Below are 14,677 nucleotides of genomic sequence, written 5' to 3'. Positions count from 1 at the left end.
GAAGAGATGGCTGAAATCCGGCAAATGGAAGCCAGAAACAGGCATTAACTGGACACAACGGGCCGTCCCGGGGGAGATTCCATGAGTACAGACTCTTTAGTCCACTTCAGCCACCGCCACCAGCTGCTGGCGGTGAAGGGCTGTGAGGCAGGGCTCGACGTGCTGGCGTTTGAGGGCGACGAGGCCCTGAGCAGGCAGTTCCGCTGACGATATTGATATTCGGGCGCAGGGCGGGAGCGTCACGACGTGGTCGACGCAGGACATGCACATATCGAGCGGCAGGAGGCTGGTGGTGACGGCGCAGGATGAGCTGACGCTGGCGTGCGGCGGAGGGTATATCAGGCTGAAGGGCGGGAACGTTGAGGTCGGGCCGGGCAGTCTGCTCATCAGGAGTGCGGAGATCAGGAAAGGGGGGCCGGGCAGCATGCAGGGGGTGATGAAGTCGTTTGAGCCGGACACTTTTGATGAGAAACTCATCATTAGCTATCCATTTGCGGTAAACCTCTCGCAAACCAGAAATATGACATTCATATGCCAGACGGGAGTGTGTTGTCCGGTATTACCGATAGTCAGGGATATTCATCACTTATAACCTCAAAGGCGGCAGATGGGCTGAAGACCGTCTTAAAAAATAAAAAAAGGAGTCGAGTTATTATGAGTCCGGTTATGAGAGTGTGCTTTATATCTGGTATGTTTTCTCTGAGTGGTTGTGTGGCTGGCCCTTATGGAGGCGGTGTTGCCTTTGTGAATCCTTTTCCGGCAATGAGTAATCAGCAGACAAAACCAGAAAAGAAAAAACAGCAGCCCGTGGTATATGGTCCGCCACAGATAATTTATCGCATTGATAAAGAACGTTACTTCACCCTGGAAGAGTACACGCGCTGTGAAAATGGGAAAACGTTCTATAACAACAAAGCGAAAGGGATTCATACCCAGATAGCCCCCTCTTCCGGTTATTTATTTAAAGGAAGACTATTTTGGTTATCAGGTCGGGATGACTACCTGGCTTTTCCAGTGACAGCCAATGATAACAAGGCAGCCTGTATGGGGTCTGATAAAGGCTGTGTGAATATTATTGCTGTGACAACAGATGGAGGGAAAAAACTGCGCTCAGTGAATTACGGGTCAAATACACAAAACCCAAATGGTGATACGGAAAAATATGATATGTTAGTTACCAATGAAGGCTTTTATATGATTAAATATTATTTTCATGAAAGATCACCGACTGATGCTTATGCTTTGAAGTGGACTTTTAGTCCGGCCACCGAAACATCAAATCCTGCTTATCCTGGAGTTACTGGGCCAATTTATCAACCAGAGCTTTCTTTTGACGTTTCTCAAGTAACTCAAGAAACTATGCAATGTGATCGTAGCTTAGAACCGAAAAACTAGTAGGATGGATTATCAAATGAACAACAAAACTTATCCTACTCGAAAGGTGGAAGTTTTTAAAACAGATAATGGCAACTCATTTTCCTACTCAGTGACGTCACATAAGAACATTAAAAGTTAACGCAGAAGTTCAGCCTCATTTGCAATTGCCTGGGTTGATAGTTTTTGTTCATGGAGTTAACTCTGAGGGAGAATGGTATGATTATGCTGAAGCGTCCTTTGTGATGGCTTGAATCAACGACTAGGATTACTAGATGAAAATTATCGATTGAAAGTGAATGAGTACGATGATCCTTATTAGAACAGCGATCGTACTGAATGGATTATTCCCCTGCGAAAAATAAAAGAAGAAGGCTGTTCTCCAGTCATCCGTTTTTACTGGGGATACCGTGCTGCGGATAATGAAACTGATAAATACGCCATTCCGCTAAAAAATAAGCAGGGTGATAATTATTACCACCTGACGCCTGAACAGCGAAAAAATAAAGGCCCTTTTTACTGGGGAGGCGGTCCGTTCCAGAATGGCTGCAACCAGCTGGTCAGCTTATGGAGTGATAAAGGCTTTGATAACTGGCCTTCCGCACTTGGCATTCCGTTGCCATTCAGTACGCAATTATTAAATGGGGAAAGCGACAGACTTCTTACAGCCGCTCCGCCACGACACTATTATGCTCATGCGGCAGGCCGTCTTGCTAAGTTAACCAAAACTATCCGCGATAAACATCCTGAAGATACGGTGACGGTGCTGTCACACAGCCAGGGGACGATGGTTGCCCTTGCTGCTGCAATCGAAGCTCCGGACGCGCTATTTGTGATGAATTCGCCCTACGCGCTGGATAATGAAATGACGACCTATATTTCATATCCCATGAATGAAATTATCAGTAAAGTACCTATGTTCAGCGACCAACAGATCACAGCACATTGCCAATGAACGAAAATTTTATGAGCAGGGTCGTTGCCTATGATTTGCCCATCGGGTATTGCTGGCATTCCTGGGACCGGGAAAGTCTTGCTGAATTGCGCCATCAGGCAGACTGGTTAGAGAGTGATGATTATTACCTGACCGGCAAACTGACCATCCCGCCAATGCCTGAGATTATTAAAAGAGACGTCGCAAGTGACGCCATAGAAAGAAAAAAGGAAGAACTCAAGAACATTAACCTGGATGAAGCAAAAAACAAATATGATTAATTTATAAGATTAGCAGGGCTGTCAATGAAAGGGTTTTTTCAGGCTTGCTTCCCACTCTCTGATTTTAAATATCCACTGAAAATATTGTTGTTCTGGATGATATTGCCGTATTTTTCAAGCGTAAAAGTGATGACTTATTGGATTTTTTTTAAAAAACAGAGCGCCATTGCATTAATATAAAGCGTCATTGCATTAATATAAAGCTAAGAAGTGAGGTTTATTATCAATGTCGTATAGTTCTGTGGTTTCTGACGTTACAGATGACTCTGGAGTTATGTTGCTCTATGTGTTTTATTTTATCGATAAGGATGATTATCAGTCTGGCTTGAGGAAGGCCGGATGAAATGAAATCAGCCAGACATAATGTCGAGTGTGGCCTGTACTGTTCAAAAAATAGAATTATTTATTGTGATATTCATGAGTAATTCGATTAAAAATGAAGTTTTACGACTGGAAATTTAAAGCTGGCAATAGCATAAGATGAAATAATTATTTCAGGATAATTTTAAGGGTCAATTATGGGAAAGTATGTAGTTGTTTTAGGGGATGCCACCACCCATGGTGGTAAAGTATCGTCAGCGTCCTCAAGTTTTGAACTCTCCGGTAAAAATGCTGCACTCTTGAATGATACCGTTACCTGTCCTGAGCACGGAACCAATAAAATTATTGAGTGTGATATTTCTGTCTATGAAGAAAACGGGCGCGGCATCGTATTACATGGGTGTAAAACAGAGTGCGGTGCGAGTGTCATCGCCAGCATGCAGGATATGGAGGCTGGCTGATGGGATGGTCTTTACCTGAGGTGCCTGATAAGGAGCATACGCAGACCTGGTCACCCTGGATTTGTCTTCTGATTATTATCCTGGATCTTTTCATCGGGGTAGTTGTGGCCCTACTGAAATCCCCGACATCAGGTGCCCCCTCGCTGAGCAGTGGATACTGGTTGCCACTGACGATACAGACACTTGTGGGGATTTGGGCCGTCATCGCGATTTACAGTTTCTGGTGGGAAGTTCAGGCGACCTGGACCTGGAACTGGAACGAGTGGTGCCGGACTATGCGTGTGATATGGCGCAGACGAGCACAACAGCACCTTGTCATCAGCCGTCACGTTTTAATCTCTGCTGACCCAGGACTATTACCTCGTCTTGCTCATGCCGGTGAGGAGGAAGGTGATGAAACACCGGCGTTGACGCTATTACCGGGTGAGCCACTGACACCAGGTATCACACGGTTTGAGCAGCTATCCCGTTATCTTATTTCTCAGATAAAGCCGACACTGTTGGCACGCTGCCCTGCGGGACGACTTCAGGTTGTGATTCAGACCAGTAGTACGGATAAAGATCGGGAATCTCATTCTTTTGACCGTGTATGGGCTGCTGAATCTCTTCCCTGGAAAGCGGAGGTTCAATTCCAGACAAAAGGTTTACCCTTCAGAGACTGGAACCGGGTAGTCGATTCATCAAAGCAACCCATACTGGTTCTGGCAATGCATTACCGTCAACCCGATGATGTGTTGCCTGAGTTTGCCAGTGCGTTGTTGCTGATGCCGTCAATACTGCTGGAGCCCGGTGAGCAAAAAAATGCATTACGTCTGTATCGCGCGATGCCGCTAAATACTCGCGCTCTTACATCAGAACTTGGCGAATTACGTGATATGACACCGCAGCCTGCGGGTAAAAAACATCTTGTCTGGCACAGTGGACTATCAGATGCACCACGTCAGTCAATGAACAGAGTGCTGAATGAACTGTCGCTTTCGCTTTATGACGCGATAGGTACCGGTGGGGTGATTGATTATGACAAAGCCTGCGCGCGATATGGCGATGTTGCCGGATGGGCTTTAATCGCAGCCGCTACCGGTATGGCCGCTTATGGTCCTGACAGCCAGTGGCTGCTGCTGGAAGATGCGAATGAGGCGTGGGCAGTTATGCTGGCAAATAGCGCACCTGTTCCAGAACGACATTATTCTGCTATACCGCCTCCTTTCCCCGGTGGTTCGATTATGGTGGCATTACTTCTCAATGTCGGACTTTACGGCCTGATAATTCAATTTTTTCCTGCTTTAGCACTTTCCTGGTCGGGGATCTTACTTCTCCTCCTGTCACTTGCAGTGACGTTATCCGGAATTGCTTTTGCGCTGCGACGTATTATCGCCCGTCTTCAGCGCCCCTCGTTTATCAAGGCTGCACGACACTCCGGAAAGGAATAACCGGCATGAAAAAGACTTCGTACCTTGTGGGAGCATCGCTACTCATCCTTATTGCCCTGCTGCTGATGCTTTTTGTTTTCACACAGACAACGCTGTCGCCACCAGGAGACAGTGAAAAAGTCTTCTGGTATTCGCTGGCTGCTCTGGTCACGCTGACTGCTCTGTTGTGTTCTGTTATATTTTTTTCATTATCCCGAAAAAATGTCACGTCTCCAGTTACACCTGAAGACGAGACTCTGGTTCATAAAGAACATGCGTCTGACGAATATGATTTTTTGGCACTCAAAAAACATCTCCGTTCCCGCTACAACCTCTTCTGGCGCCGCAAAGTCCGTCTGTTCCTGATCACCGGCGACGATGCCGCTATCGAACAACTGATCCCCGGCCTGCAACAGCAGCAGTGGCTTGAAGGCAACCGCACCGTTCTGATTTACGGCGGCAGTCTGACCGCCGGGCCGGAGCGTGAAAAATACATCGCCCTGCGCAAACTGCGTCGCGGACGTCCACTGGACGGCATTATCCGGGTTGTGCCCCAGGCGTTAAACCTGACGCCACAAATCAGTGACAACGACCTGCGCGGGCTGGAAAAAATCAGCGAACTGCTGCGCTATGCCGCGCCGGTCTGGCTATGGCAGCTGTGCGACAGTGACTGGTCGCAGGCAGGTCGCACGGAACAGGCGACGGGCGCGGCTTTTCCTTTGCGTGCCGGACCTGATGATATTCGCCGGCAGCTGGAGCAACTGCTGCCGGCGCTGCGCAGACAGGGGATGAGCCAGATCACTGAGAACAACGATCACGACTTCCTGCTGCGCCTGGGCCAGCATCTGAAAGAGGGCGGTATCGCCCGCTGGGTTCAGCAGCTGACGCCGTGGCTTGCTCTCTCTCAGCAGCGTGTTCCGCTGCGCGGTCTGATGTTCAGCCTGCCGGAGAACCCATCCGTCTCCGGCACTGCGGAGCAATATGCCACGCCATCACCGCGCCACGCCCTGACTCTGCCGGTGACCTGGCAGGGCATCGTCGATGACGCTTCCCGGATACGCGGCCACCGCGTCGGGATGGCCTGGGAGCAGACGCTGGCCTGGGGCATCCTGACGGTCGCAGGCGTCTGGGGTGCCGGGATGCTGCTCTCTTTTGCGCTGAACTACAGCCAGGTCTCTGCCGTGGCGGCAAAAGCCACCCAGCTGGTGGCGCATCCTGTTCTCTCTGATGATCAGCTGATGGCGTTACATGAGCTGCGCAACGACGCCGGTCGTCTGCAACACCATGTTGAGAACGGGACGCCCTGGTATCAGCGCTTCGGGCTCGATCATAACCCGCAATTGCTCAGTGCGATGCTGCCCTGGTATGGCGTGGCGAACAATCGCCTGATCCGTGACCCGGCTGACGAGGCCCTTAATCAGAAGCTGAGTCTGCTGGTGAACTCAGCCCCCAACAGCGACCAGCGCGCACAGCTGGCGAAGCCGGGCTATGACCAGCTGAAAGCCTGGCTGATGATGTCACGCCCGGACAAAGTGGACGGTGCTTTCTTTGCCCGGACCATGAAGACGGTACAGCCGACCCGGCCAGGCCTCTCTGCCGGCCTGTGGCAGAGCCTCTCCCCGGACCTGTGGGCCTTCTACATCACCGAACTGCCCAGGCAGCCGCAGTGGAAAATTACCCCGGATGCGCAGCTGGTCAGCCAGAGCCGTCAGGTGCTGTTGCAGCAGATTGGCCGCCGCAACGCGGAAAGCACGCTCTATCAGAACATGCTCAGATCGGTGCGCCGCAACTTTGCTGATGTCACGCTGGACGATATGACCAGCGGCACTGACGCCCGGCGGCTCTTCTCCACCGAGGAGGTGGTGCCGGGGATGTTCACCCGCCAGGCCTGGGAGGGGGGCGTTCAGCAGGCCATCGCGAAAGCGGCCAGCTCGCGCCGCGACGAAATCGACTGGGTGCTGAGTGACTCCCGCAAGGCCGTCTCCGCCGATCTGTCGCCGGAAGCGCTGAAAGCCCGCCTGACCGAGCGGTACTTCACTGATTTTGCCAGCAGCTGGCTGGGCTTCCTGAACAGCCTGCGCTGGAACCCGGCGCACAATATAGCCGACGTGACCGACCAGCTGACCCTGATGAGTGATGTCCGTCAGTCACCGCTGATCGCCCTGATGAATACGCTGGCCTGGCAGGGGCAGACCGGGCAGCAGGGGGAAAGGCTGGCCGACTCCATTATCAAATCGGCGAAAGAGCTGGTCGGCAGTCAGGATAAACCGGTTATCGATCAGGGTGCCGCCGGTCCGCAGGGGCCGCTGGATGAGACCTTCGGACCGCTGCTGACGCTGATGGGGAAAAGCAAAGCGAGCAATGTGATGTCAGCCGACAGCACGCTGAGTCTGCAAACCTACCTGACCCGGATCACCCGTGTACGTCTGCGCCTGCAACAGGTGGCCAGTGCGTCCGATCCGCAGGAGATGATGCAGACCCTTGCCCAGACGGTATTCCAGGGCAAGAGCGTGGATCTGACCGATACGCAGCAGTATGGCAGCCTGGTGGCGGCAAGCCTGGGGGAAGAGTGGAGCGGTTTCGGTAACACCCTGTTTGTGGAGCCGCTGACCCAGGCCTGGGAGACGGTGCTGCAACCCTCCGCCGCCAGTCTGAACGATCGCTGGAGCCGCTCGGTGGTGGCGAACTGGCACACCGCTTTTGATGGTCGCTTCCCGTTTGCGGTCAGCCGGAGCGATGCCTCCCTGCCGATGCTGGCCGAATTTATCCGTAAGGACAGCGGCCGTATCGACCGGTTCCTGACCACAGAACTCAACGGTGTGCTGCACAAAGAGGGCAGTCAGTGGGTGCCGGACAGTGCCCACAGCCAGGGCCTGACGTTTAACCCGGCCTTCCTGCGGGCGGTTAACCAGCTGAGCCAGCTGTCGGACATTCTGTTTACCGATGGCAGCCAGGGGATAAGTTTTGAGTTGCAGGCCCGCCCGGCACCGCAGGTGGTGGAGACCCGGCTGACCATCGACGGGCAGCAGCTGCACTACTTTAACCAGCTGGCCGACTGGCAGAGTTTCCGCTGGCCAGGCGATACCTACAAGCCGGGAACGATGCTCACCTGGACCTCCGCCAGCGCCGGTGCGCGCCTGTTCGGGGATTACAGCGGCAACTGGGGGCTGATTCGCTGGCTGGAACAGAGTAAACGCCAGCAGCTTGATCGCAGCCAGTGGATGCTGAGCTTTACCACGCCTGACGGCACCACGTTGCAGTGGGTACTGCGATCGCAGCTGGGCAGCGGACCGCTGGCACTGCTGGCGCTGCGTAACTTTACTCTGCCGGATCAGATATTCAGCGTGGACGCTGCCGCCACCGCGCAGATGATGGCGACGGAAACCAGTAACAGTGACATGGACGGAGTTGAGTGATGACCACACTGCATAATTTAGTCTCAGCCTGCCGGGCGGAAGAAACCCTGCTGTCAGAGCAGGCCCAGGCCCGGATCGAAAGCTGGCATCACTGGCTGGCACCGGTCAGCAGTACGTCGTCCACCGGCGAGGACCCGGGCTATGACGATGATTTCCAGCGTATCCGCGAAGAGGTCAACAAGCTCTCTGGCATCGATACCGGCCTGATCTGCCAGCTGGCGGAAAAGCTGCTGACCGGCGTCGCCAAAGACATCCGCGTTGCCACCTACTACTGCTGGGCCCGCCTGCATCAGGACGGCGAGCCGGGTTTTGCCGAAGGACTGGAGCTGCTGGCGGGGCTGTTGCAGCAGTTTGGCGCGCAGCTTCATCCGCAACGCGAGCGCAGCCGCAAAGCTGCACTGGAGTGGCTGTCCGGCTCACGGCTGCTCGACAGCCTCTCACTCTACCCGGAGGTAGTACGCGAGGATGCGCAACGCACCACCGGGGCGCTATTGCTCATCAGTGCTTCTCTTGAGGCGGAGTCAGACGCGACCCGGCCGGAACTGAATCCCCTGTATGCCGCGCTGGAGTCCCGGCTGATGAAAGCGGGCGGCGTGGATGCGGTGGTGCCGCAGAATGCCGGTGGCAGCGTGCAGCCGTCACACTCCCCGCTCCCCAGCGATAAAGATGTGCCGGTGCTGAATCGCATTACGTCCGGCCAGGATTTACTGGCCCAGGCCCGGACCCTGACCGGCTACCTGCGTGAACAGCCCGACGGCTGGCTGGCGGCACACCGGCTGATGAAGAGCCTGCGCCATGACACCCTGAGCGCCATTCCGGCACCGGATGCCGAAGGGAAAACGCGCATCGAACCGCCGCGGGCTGACCAGCGCGCCATGCTCAAGCGCCTTTACCTGCAACAGAGCTGGTCCGAAATACTGGAGCAGGTGGACAGCACCTTCTCTCGCGGTGCCAATCATCTCTGGCTGGATCTGCAATGGTATACCTGGCAGGCCCTGAAGAAATCGGGTCAGGAGGTGCTGGCCGACATCATTGCCGCCGATCTGAAAGGGCTGCTGCGCCGTCTTACCGGACTGGAAACCCTGGCCTTTAACGACGGCACTCCCTTTGCGGATGAGGTCACGCTCAACTGGATTAATCAGGAGGTGCTGGACGATATGTCCGGCTGGCGTGATGAACCGGTCAATGCGATAAGCCCGGGTGACAATGACATTCTGGCGCTGGAGCCGGAAGCGCTGGAAAAAGCGGACAGCGATGGCCTGGATACCGCCTTCCGCTGGCTTCAGACGCGCCCCGGTACTGACTCCACAAAAGAGAAATGGCTGCTGCGCCTGCTGATGGCCCGCGTGGCAGAGCAGAAAGGGAAAAATGAGCTGGCGCTGCATCTGCTGGGCGAACTCGATGATACCGCGCAGAGCATTACCCTTACGCAGTGGACACCCGGACTGTTGTTTGAAGTGAAGTCACGTCGCCTCCGGCTGTTGCGTATGAGAGCCACCCGCAGTGACAGCGACAAAACCCGGCTCCAGCCGGAAATGGACGCGCTTCTGGCGGGATTGATTGCACTCGACCCGGCGAGCAGCGCGGTGCTGTGCGGGTAACAACCTTTCCCTGTTACCGTTAAAACAAAAATAATCAGGTATTTATGGACGACTTAACCCTGCGTTATTACGACGCTGAAATGCGCTACCTGCTGGAAGCGGGCGAAGAGTTTGCCCGCGCACATCCGGAACAGGCGGCGATGCTCAATCTTGATAAAGCGGGCGCGCGCGACCCCTACGTGGAACGCCTGTTCGAAGGCTTTGCCTTCCTGATGGGCCGACTGCGTGAGAAGCTGGATGACGATCTGCCAGAACTGACCGAAGGGCTGGTCAGCCTGTTGTGGCCCCACTATCTGCGCACCATTCCCTCCATGTCGGTGGTGGAGTTCACCCCCGACTGGCGTGAAATGAAAGAGCAGATGCGTATCGCCCGCGGCTTCGAAGTCCTTTCCCGGCCGATCGGCGAAAAGGGCACCCGCTGCCGCTATACCACCACCAAAGAGATCGCCCTTCAGCCGCTGTCGCTGGAGTCTGCCCGCCTGCTGACCGATGCTGAAGGGCGATCGGTGATCACTCTGCGCGTTAACTGTAGCGAACTGGCGGACTGGAGCCGTATCGATCTCAGCCATATTCCGTTTTACTTCAACGCCGATGCCCCGCTCGCCTGCGCCATGCACGAAGCCTTTACCATGAATGTCGCCCGGATGTGGCTGCGAATGCCTGGCGAGGTGGAGAGCCGGCCGCTGGCCGGACGTTTCACCGCGCTGGGCTTTGGCGATGACGACACCCTCTGGCCGAAGGGCAGCAGCAGCTTCAGCGGCTACCAGCTGCTGCTGGAGTATTTCACCTTCCGCGAGAAGTTTATGTTCACCGGGCTGCGCGGGCTGGAGACGGTCGCGTTCCCGGCTGAGCTGGCCTGGTTTGAAATTGAGGTGGTACTGACCGAGCGCTGGGAACATGATTTCAGCTTTACGGAGAAGCATCTGCGCCTCAACTGCGTCCCGGTGATTAACCTGTTTCCGCTGGAGTCCGACCCGCTGACGCTCAACGCATTGCAGACCGAATATATGCTGCGTCCGATGCGCGTGCAGGATGGTCATACCGAGATTTACGCGGTGGATTCGGTGGTCTCATCGAGCCATCAAACCTACGTGCCGTTTTCGAGCTTCCGGCACAAAGGCGGGATGATGCGCCATGACGCACCGGAATATTACTACCATACCCGGATACGCCGCGGTCCGTCCGGGCTGCATAACACCTGGCTTATCCTCGGCGGAGAAGCCTTTGATAACCATACCCTGCCGGAAAATGAGAGCCTGTCGCTGACGCTGACCGGCACCAACGGTCAGCTGCCGCGCCGCGCGCTGCAAAGCACGGTGCTTGATACCGTGATGAAAACCACCTCGGCCAGCATCGCGGTGCGCAACCTCTGCGCGCCGACGCTGCCCTGTTATCCGCCAGCCCAGGATCGCTTTCACTGGCGGGTACTGAGCCATCTCGGCAGCGGGTTCCTGTCGATGATGGACAATGCCGACGTGCTGCGCGGCACCCTGGCGCTGTATGAGTGGACCGACAGTGAAATGAACCGCCGCCGGCTTGAAGCGATTATCGAGGTGAAACACAGCGAAACGGCGCGCTTTGAGCAGGGCTACCTGGTGCGCGGCGTGCAGATTGAGGTGACGCTCGACAGTCACGGCTTTGCCGGAAAAGGGGACATCTGCCTGTTTGGCGAGATGCTGAGTCGCTTCTTTGCCCTCTACACCGACATCTACCTGTTTAACCGTCTGATTATCATTCTGCAACCGACCGGAGAGCGCCTGGAATGGGAAGAAAAGCACAACCGCCGCATTCCCGGCTGAGCCCGCGGCTGGAGGCTGACCTCAACCGGATCAATTTTTATCGTTTCTGCCAGCTGCTGGAGAAACAGCAGCCGCACAAACCCTTGCTGGGATCAACCAGCCATCCCGCCGATGATCCGGTGCGCTTTGCACCGCATCCGGGGATGGGATTCCCGGCCAGCGAGCTGAAAACGGTTGAGTATGACGAGGAGGATGAGGGCAAACCGCCGGTTATCCGTGCCACCTTTATGGGGCTGTATGGCGTCGATTCACCGCTGCCGACCGCCTATCTTGACGACATTACCCAGCGCCGGGAAGGGCATGAGGCGTTGCAGGGTTTTCTGGATATTTTCAGCCACCGCATCCTGACGCAGTTCTACCGCATCTGGCGTAAATACTCCTATCCGGCCACCTTTGAGCCGGGCGGCAGTGACAGCATTTCGCAGTCGCTGCTGGGGCTGGTGGGACTGGGCATTCCCGGCACCGCCCGGCATATCGCGACGCCGGTGTCGCGCTTTCTGTCGCTGCTCGGTGTGCTGCAACAGCCTGGCAAAACGCAGGAGGGAATGCAGGCGCTGGTCACTCTGCTGGCACCCGATACCCGGGTGCGGGTCAGTCCATACTGCCTGCGACCGGTCGGGATCGCCGAGCCGCTGGGGTTTTACGACGACCGCGATTTCCTGCTGGACAGCAATATCCCGCTGGGCGACGAGGCGATGGATGCCAGCAGTCAGCTGCTGATTGCACTGACTACCGATAACGAGCAGGAAGCGGAGGGCTGGAAACCGGATGGCCTGCTCTATCAGGACTTTCTGGTGATGCTGCGGGTTTATCTGGGCTGGCGTTTCAAAGCAAAAATCACCCTGACGACCCGCACCCGGCTGCTGGCCGCCCCGCCGCTGGGCGAGGGGCCTTTCTGGCTGGGGATGAATGGCGTGCTGGGAGCGGAAGATGACGCGCTGCCGGATGACATTCCGCCGACGTTTACCACCGAACTGGGCCTCTACACCGGACTGGGGCCTGCCACACCACAACAAGGAAACCGACGTGTTACATACAAGTTTGACTAATACCGCACGCTGGCTGTTACCGCTGCTGGCAATCAGCCTGTCCGGCTGCGGCCTCACGCAGAGCGTCAGCGATGGCACCAAATCGGCTTTTACCGCCGTGTTTTACAAGAAAATTAAGGTACTGCATCTGGATTTTACCGCCCGCGAGGCGCTGAACACCGATGCCCGTGAGAATAACTCGCTGTCTGAGTCGGTGGTGGTTCGGGTCTACCAGCTGAAAGACAATAAAACCTTCGACAGAAGTGTCTACCAGCAGCTGCTGAAAGAGGGTGACACCCTTCTCGGGGCTGACCTGCTGGCGAGTCGCGATGTGGTGGTGAAGCCGGGCGGAGACGCGCTGCTCGATATGCCAATGGAGGAGGAGACGAAGTATGTGGCGGTGGTCGGCCTGTTCCGTCATCCCGATATGGTGAAAAACAGCTGGAAGCTGACGATTGATCGTGAAGCGCTCGATCCAGACAAGGCCCGGGTGATTGAGGCCGGGAATAACCATCTGACGCTGCTGCCGCTAAAGGATAAATGATGACACAGTCCTGTACCCCTTCGTTATACGAGATGCTCACGGGCAACTTCAGCGGTGGCCTGGAGCTGGATCAGGTCAGCGAAGAGAACCAGCTGATCCTGTCGGTGCTGGACAATATGCAGCGCATTCTCAACTGCCGGGCCGGCACTCTGGCCCATCTGCCCGACTACGGCCTGCCAGACATGACCAAAATACTGCAAGGCATGCCCGGTACGGCGCATGAGCTGATGGGGACGCTGTCAGCCGTCTTGCTCAAATATGAACCGCGGCTGAAAAAGATTGAGGTGGTGCTGCTTGAGCAGGCGATGCCGGGTGAGCTGCGCTACGCCCTTGATGCTGAACTCAAAGGCGTTGGCCTGGTGCGTTATGGCACGGAGTTCCAGCCCGAAGGACGGGTGCTATTGCGCCATCTGAAGCAGCAGCGCTATCTCGATAATGCGACAGGATTGTAGGCGCCTTTTATTATCGCTACCCAGGACCAGACAGGATCATGTCAGTAAAATCACAATTTCTGCAAAAACTACAGGCCCGGCAAACCAGCCCCGCCCGGTTCACCAGTAAGAGTCAGGCGGATATTGCCACCTTTCGCCTGCGAATGGAGCAGCTTCATGAACAGATGGATGCGTGGCTGGCGGAGACCGGCCTGAGCGGGGAGCGTCTTAGCGCCTCCGTTACCGATCTGCTGGTGGAGAGTGGCGCTTTTGATATTCCCGCTATCCTGGTGCGATACGAAAACCGGGCAATAAAATTTATGCCGATCTTTTTGTACGGTCATGGCGTGACGGGCTGCGCAGAGGCGACGCTCCATGCTGATGGCGCAGTGACCTCTCTGGGCCGCCTGTTTATGCGCGCCGGCCAGATCAGCGACTGGACGTTTATTTCGCTCGAGGGCAGGCCACGACAGCGGTTTGATGAAGAGCGGTTTTTTGAGCTGATCGCCCGCCTGCTGCCTTAGCGGGTGAATACACAAGGAGTGTACGCATGAGCAACGATTTTCCAGTCAGCTTCAGCCACAGCCACCACCTGCTGACGGTGAAGGACTGTGAGGCAGGGCTCGACGTGCTGGCGTTTGAGGGCGACGAGGCCCTGAACAGGCCGTTCCGCTGACGATATTGATATTCAGTACAGGGCGGGAGTGTCACCACCTGGTCGACGCAGGACACGCATATATCGAGCGGCAGGAAGCTGGTGGTGACGGCGCAGGATGAGCTAACGCTGGTGTGCGGCGGCGGGTGATGAAGTCGTTTGAGCCGGAGACGTTTGATAAACGTTTTGTGTTATTACACCACTATCAGTGGAGAGCCCATTGCTAACCAGCGTTACAAAATTACCCTGCCGGATGGCACGGTGCAGGAAGGGGTAACGAATGCTCAGGGAAAACGCCGCTATTGAAGGCAATGGTAATTCGGATCTGAAATTCTGAAAGGAACTCATCATATGGATAAAATGATATTACGCGCTGGCGGGATTCTGGGCGTGCTGCTGACCTGCGGTGCTTTATCGGGCTGT

16 protein-coding genes and 1 pseudogene are annotated in these 14,677 nt (G+C 55.5%); all 17 read left to right on the top strand.

The features are described from left to right. The first annotated feature begins 81 nt into the window (after positions 1 to 81). Positions 82 to 207 (top strand): hypothetical protein, encoded by a 126-nt coding sequence (locus ACCW71_RS20275; RefSeq protein ID WP_436374435.1) that lies wholly within the window; start codon positions 82 to 84, stop codon positions 205 to 207. A 4-nt stretch (positions 208 to 211) separates the two neighbouring features. Next, positions 212 to 592 (top strand): DUF2345 domain-containing protein, encoded by a 381-nt coding sequence (locus ACCW71_RS20270; RefSeq protein ID WP_436374431.1) that lies wholly within the window; start codon positions 212 to 214, stop codon positions 590 to 592. A 62-nt stretch (positions 593 to 654) separates the two neighbouring features. Continuing rightward, positions 655 to 1,395, top strand: coding sequence for a T6SS immunity protein Tli3 family protein (locus tag ACCW71_RS20265; protein WP_436374429.1), 741 nt, complete (start codon positions 655 to 657; stop codon positions 1,393 to 1,395). A gap of 140 nt (positions 1,396 to 1,535) precedes the next feature. Further along, entirely contained in the window at positions 1,536 to 1,628 is a 93-nt protein-coding gene (locus ACCW71_RS20260) for a T6SS effector phospholipase Tle3 domain-containing protein (RefSeq protein WP_436374427.1), read from the top strand. Between the two features lie 89 nt (positions 1,629 to 1,717). Continuing rightward, on the top strand, positions 1,718 to 2,329 hold the full coding sequence (locus tag ACCW71_RS20255; RefSeq protein ID WP_436374430.1) for a T6SS effector phospholipase Tle3 domain-containing protein: 612 nt from the start codon (positions 1,718 to 1,720) through the stop codon (positions 2,327 to 2,329). Further along, entirely contained in the window at positions 2,326 to 2,589 is a 264-nt protein-coding gene (locus ACCW71_RS20250) for a hypothetical protein (RefSeq protein ID WP_436374425.1), read from the top strand. The genes ACCW71_RS20255 and ACCW71_RS20250 overlap by 4 nt, the downstream gene beginning before the upstream one ends. Positions 2,590 to 3,107: 518 nt before the next feature. Continuing rightward, complete coding sequence (locus ACCW71_RS20245) at positions 3,108 to 3,371, top strand: PAAR domain-containing protein (RefSeq protein WP_436374424.1); 264 nt, start codon at positions 3,108 to 3,110, stop codon at positions 3,369 to 3,371. Next, the gene (locus ACCW71_RS20240; protein WP_436374422.1) at positions 3,371 to 4,801 is read left to right on the top strand and encodes a hypothetical protein; all 1,431 of its coding nucleotides are present in this window, start codon (positions 3,371 to 3,373) and stop codon (positions 4,799 to 4,801) included. The genes ACCW71_RS20245 and ACCW71_RS20240 overlap by 1 nt, the downstream gene beginning before the upstream one ends. A 5-nt stretch (positions 4,802 to 4,806) precedes the next feature. Then, positions 4,807 to 8,196 carry an ImcF-related family protein gene (locus ACCW71_RS20235; protein WP_436374420.1) on the top strand — a complete coding sequence of 1,130 codons (3,390 nt, stop codon included), beginning with the start codon at positions 4,807 to 4,809 and terminating at the stop codon, positions 8,194 to 8,196. After that, entirely contained in the window at positions 8,196 to 9,797 is a 1,602-nt protein-coding gene (gene tssA / locus ACCW71_RS20230) for a type VI secretion system protein TssA (protein ID WP_436374418.1), read from the top strand. The genes ACCW71_RS20235 and tssA overlap by 1 nt, the downstream gene beginning before the upstream one ends. A gap of 44 nt (positions 9,798 to 9,841) precedes the next feature. After that, the gene (tssF, locus tag ACCW71_RS20225; protein WP_436374416.1) at positions 9,842 to 11,596 is read left to right on the top strand and encodes a type VI secretion system baseplate subunit TssF; all 1,755 of its coding nucleotides are present in this window, start codon (positions 9,842 to 9,844) and stop codon (positions 11,594 to 11,596) included. Then, the gene (gene tssG / locus ACCW71_RS20220; RefSeq protein WP_436374414.1) at positions 11,560 to 12,645 is read left to right on the top strand and encodes a type VI secretion system baseplate subunit TssG; all 1,086 of its coding nucleotides are present in this window, start codon (positions 11,560 to 11,562) and stop codon (positions 12,643 to 12,645) included. Before tssF ends, tssG begins: the two co-directional genes overlap by 37 nt. Next, positions 12,623 to 13,168, top strand: coding sequence for a type VI secretion system lipoprotein TssJ (tssJ, locus tag ACCW71_RS20215; protein WP_436374412.1), 546 nt, complete (start codon positions 12,623 to 12,625; stop codon positions 13,166 to 13,168). Before tssG ends, tssJ begins: the two co-directional genes overlap by 23 nt. After that, positions 13,168 to 13,620 (top strand): type VI secretion system baseplate subunit TssE, encoded by a 453-nt coding sequence (gene tssE, locus ACCW71_RS20210; protein ID WP_436374410.1) that lies wholly within the window; start codon positions 13,168 to 13,170, stop codon positions 13,618 to 13,620. Before tssJ ends, tssE begins: the two co-directional genes overlap by 1 nt. 38 nt (positions 13,621 to 13,658) lie before the next feature. Beyond that, entirely contained in the window at positions 13,659 to 14,123 is a 465-nt protein-coding gene (locus tag ACCW71_RS20205) for a hypothetical protein (protein ID WP_436374408.1), read from the top strand. Positions 14,124 to 14,149: 26 nt separating this feature from the next. Beyond that, the gene (locus ACCW71_RS20200) at positions 14,150 to 14,275 is read left to right on the top strand and encodes a hypothetical protein (RefSeq protein ID WP_436374433.1); all 126 of its coding nucleotides are present in this window, start codon (positions 14,150 to 14,152) and stop codon (positions 14,273 to 14,275) included. After that, positions 14,268 to 14,560 (top strand): annotated as a pseudogene (locus tag ACCW71_RS20195) (hypothetical protein); the annotation flags it as partial. The gene ACCW71_RS20200 and the pseudogene ACCW71_RS20195, both read left to right, overlap by 8 nt. Positions 14,561 to 14,677: the final 117 nt, after the last annotated feature.

The organism is Pantoea sp. C2G6 (genome assembly GCF_051336815.1).
Classification (GTDB): domain Bacteria; phylum Pseudomonadota; class Gammaproteobacteria; order Enterobacterales; family Enterobacteriaceae; genus Pantoea.
This window is presented reverse-complemented; position numbering and strand designations above follow the sequence as displayed.

Excerpts from the sequence above, each read along its gene's own strand:
- ACCW71_RS20245 (WP_436374424.1), top strand. The coding sequence starts at position 3,108 with ATGGGAAAGTATGTAGTTGTTTTAGGGGATGCCACCACCCATGGTGGT.
- ACCW71_RS20200 (WP_436374433.1), top strand. The coding sequence starts at position 14,150 with ATGAGCAACGATTTTCCAGTCAGCTTCAGCCACAGCCACCACCTGCTG.
- tssG (WP_436374414.1), top strand. The coding sequence starts at position 11,560 with ATGGGAAGAAAAGCACAACCGCCGCATTCCCGGCTGAGCCCGCGGCTG.
- tssE (WP_436374410.1), top strand. The coding sequence starts at position 13,168 with ATGACACAGTCCTGTACCCCTTCGTTATACGAGATGCTCACGGGCAAC.
- tssA (WP_436374418.1), top strand. The coding sequence starts at position 8,196 with ATGACCACACTGCATAATTTAGTCTCAGCCTGCCGGGCGGAAGAAACC.
- ACCW71_RS20265 (WP_436374429.1), top strand. The coding sequence starts at position 655 with ATGAGTCCGGTTATGAGAGTGTGCTTTATATCTGGTATGTTTTCTCTG.
- ACCW71_RS20275 (WP_436374435.1), top strand. The coding sequence starts at position 82 with ATGAGTACAGACTCTTTAGTCCACTTCAGCCACCGCCACCAGCTGCTG.
- ACCW71_RS20250 (WP_436374425.1), top strand. The coding sequence starts at position 2,326 with ATGAACGAAAATTTTATGAGCAGGGTCGTTGCCTATGATTTGCCCATC.
- ACCW71_RS20240 (WP_436374422.1), top strand. The coding sequence starts at position 3,371 with ATGGGATGGTCTTTACCTGAGGTGCCTGATAAGGAGCATACGCAGACC.
- ACCW71_RS20235 (WP_436374420.1), top strand. The coding sequence starts at position 4,807 with ATGAAAAAGACTTCGTACCTTGTGGGAGCATCGCTACTCATCCTTATT.
- ACCW71_RS20205 (WP_436374408.1), top strand. The coding sequence starts at position 13,659 with ATGTCAGTAAAATCACAATTTCTGCAAAAACTACAGGCCCGGCAAACC.
- tssF (WP_436374416.1), top strand. The coding sequence starts at position 9,842 with ATGGACGACTTAACCCTGCGTTATTACGACGCTGAAATGCGCTACCTG.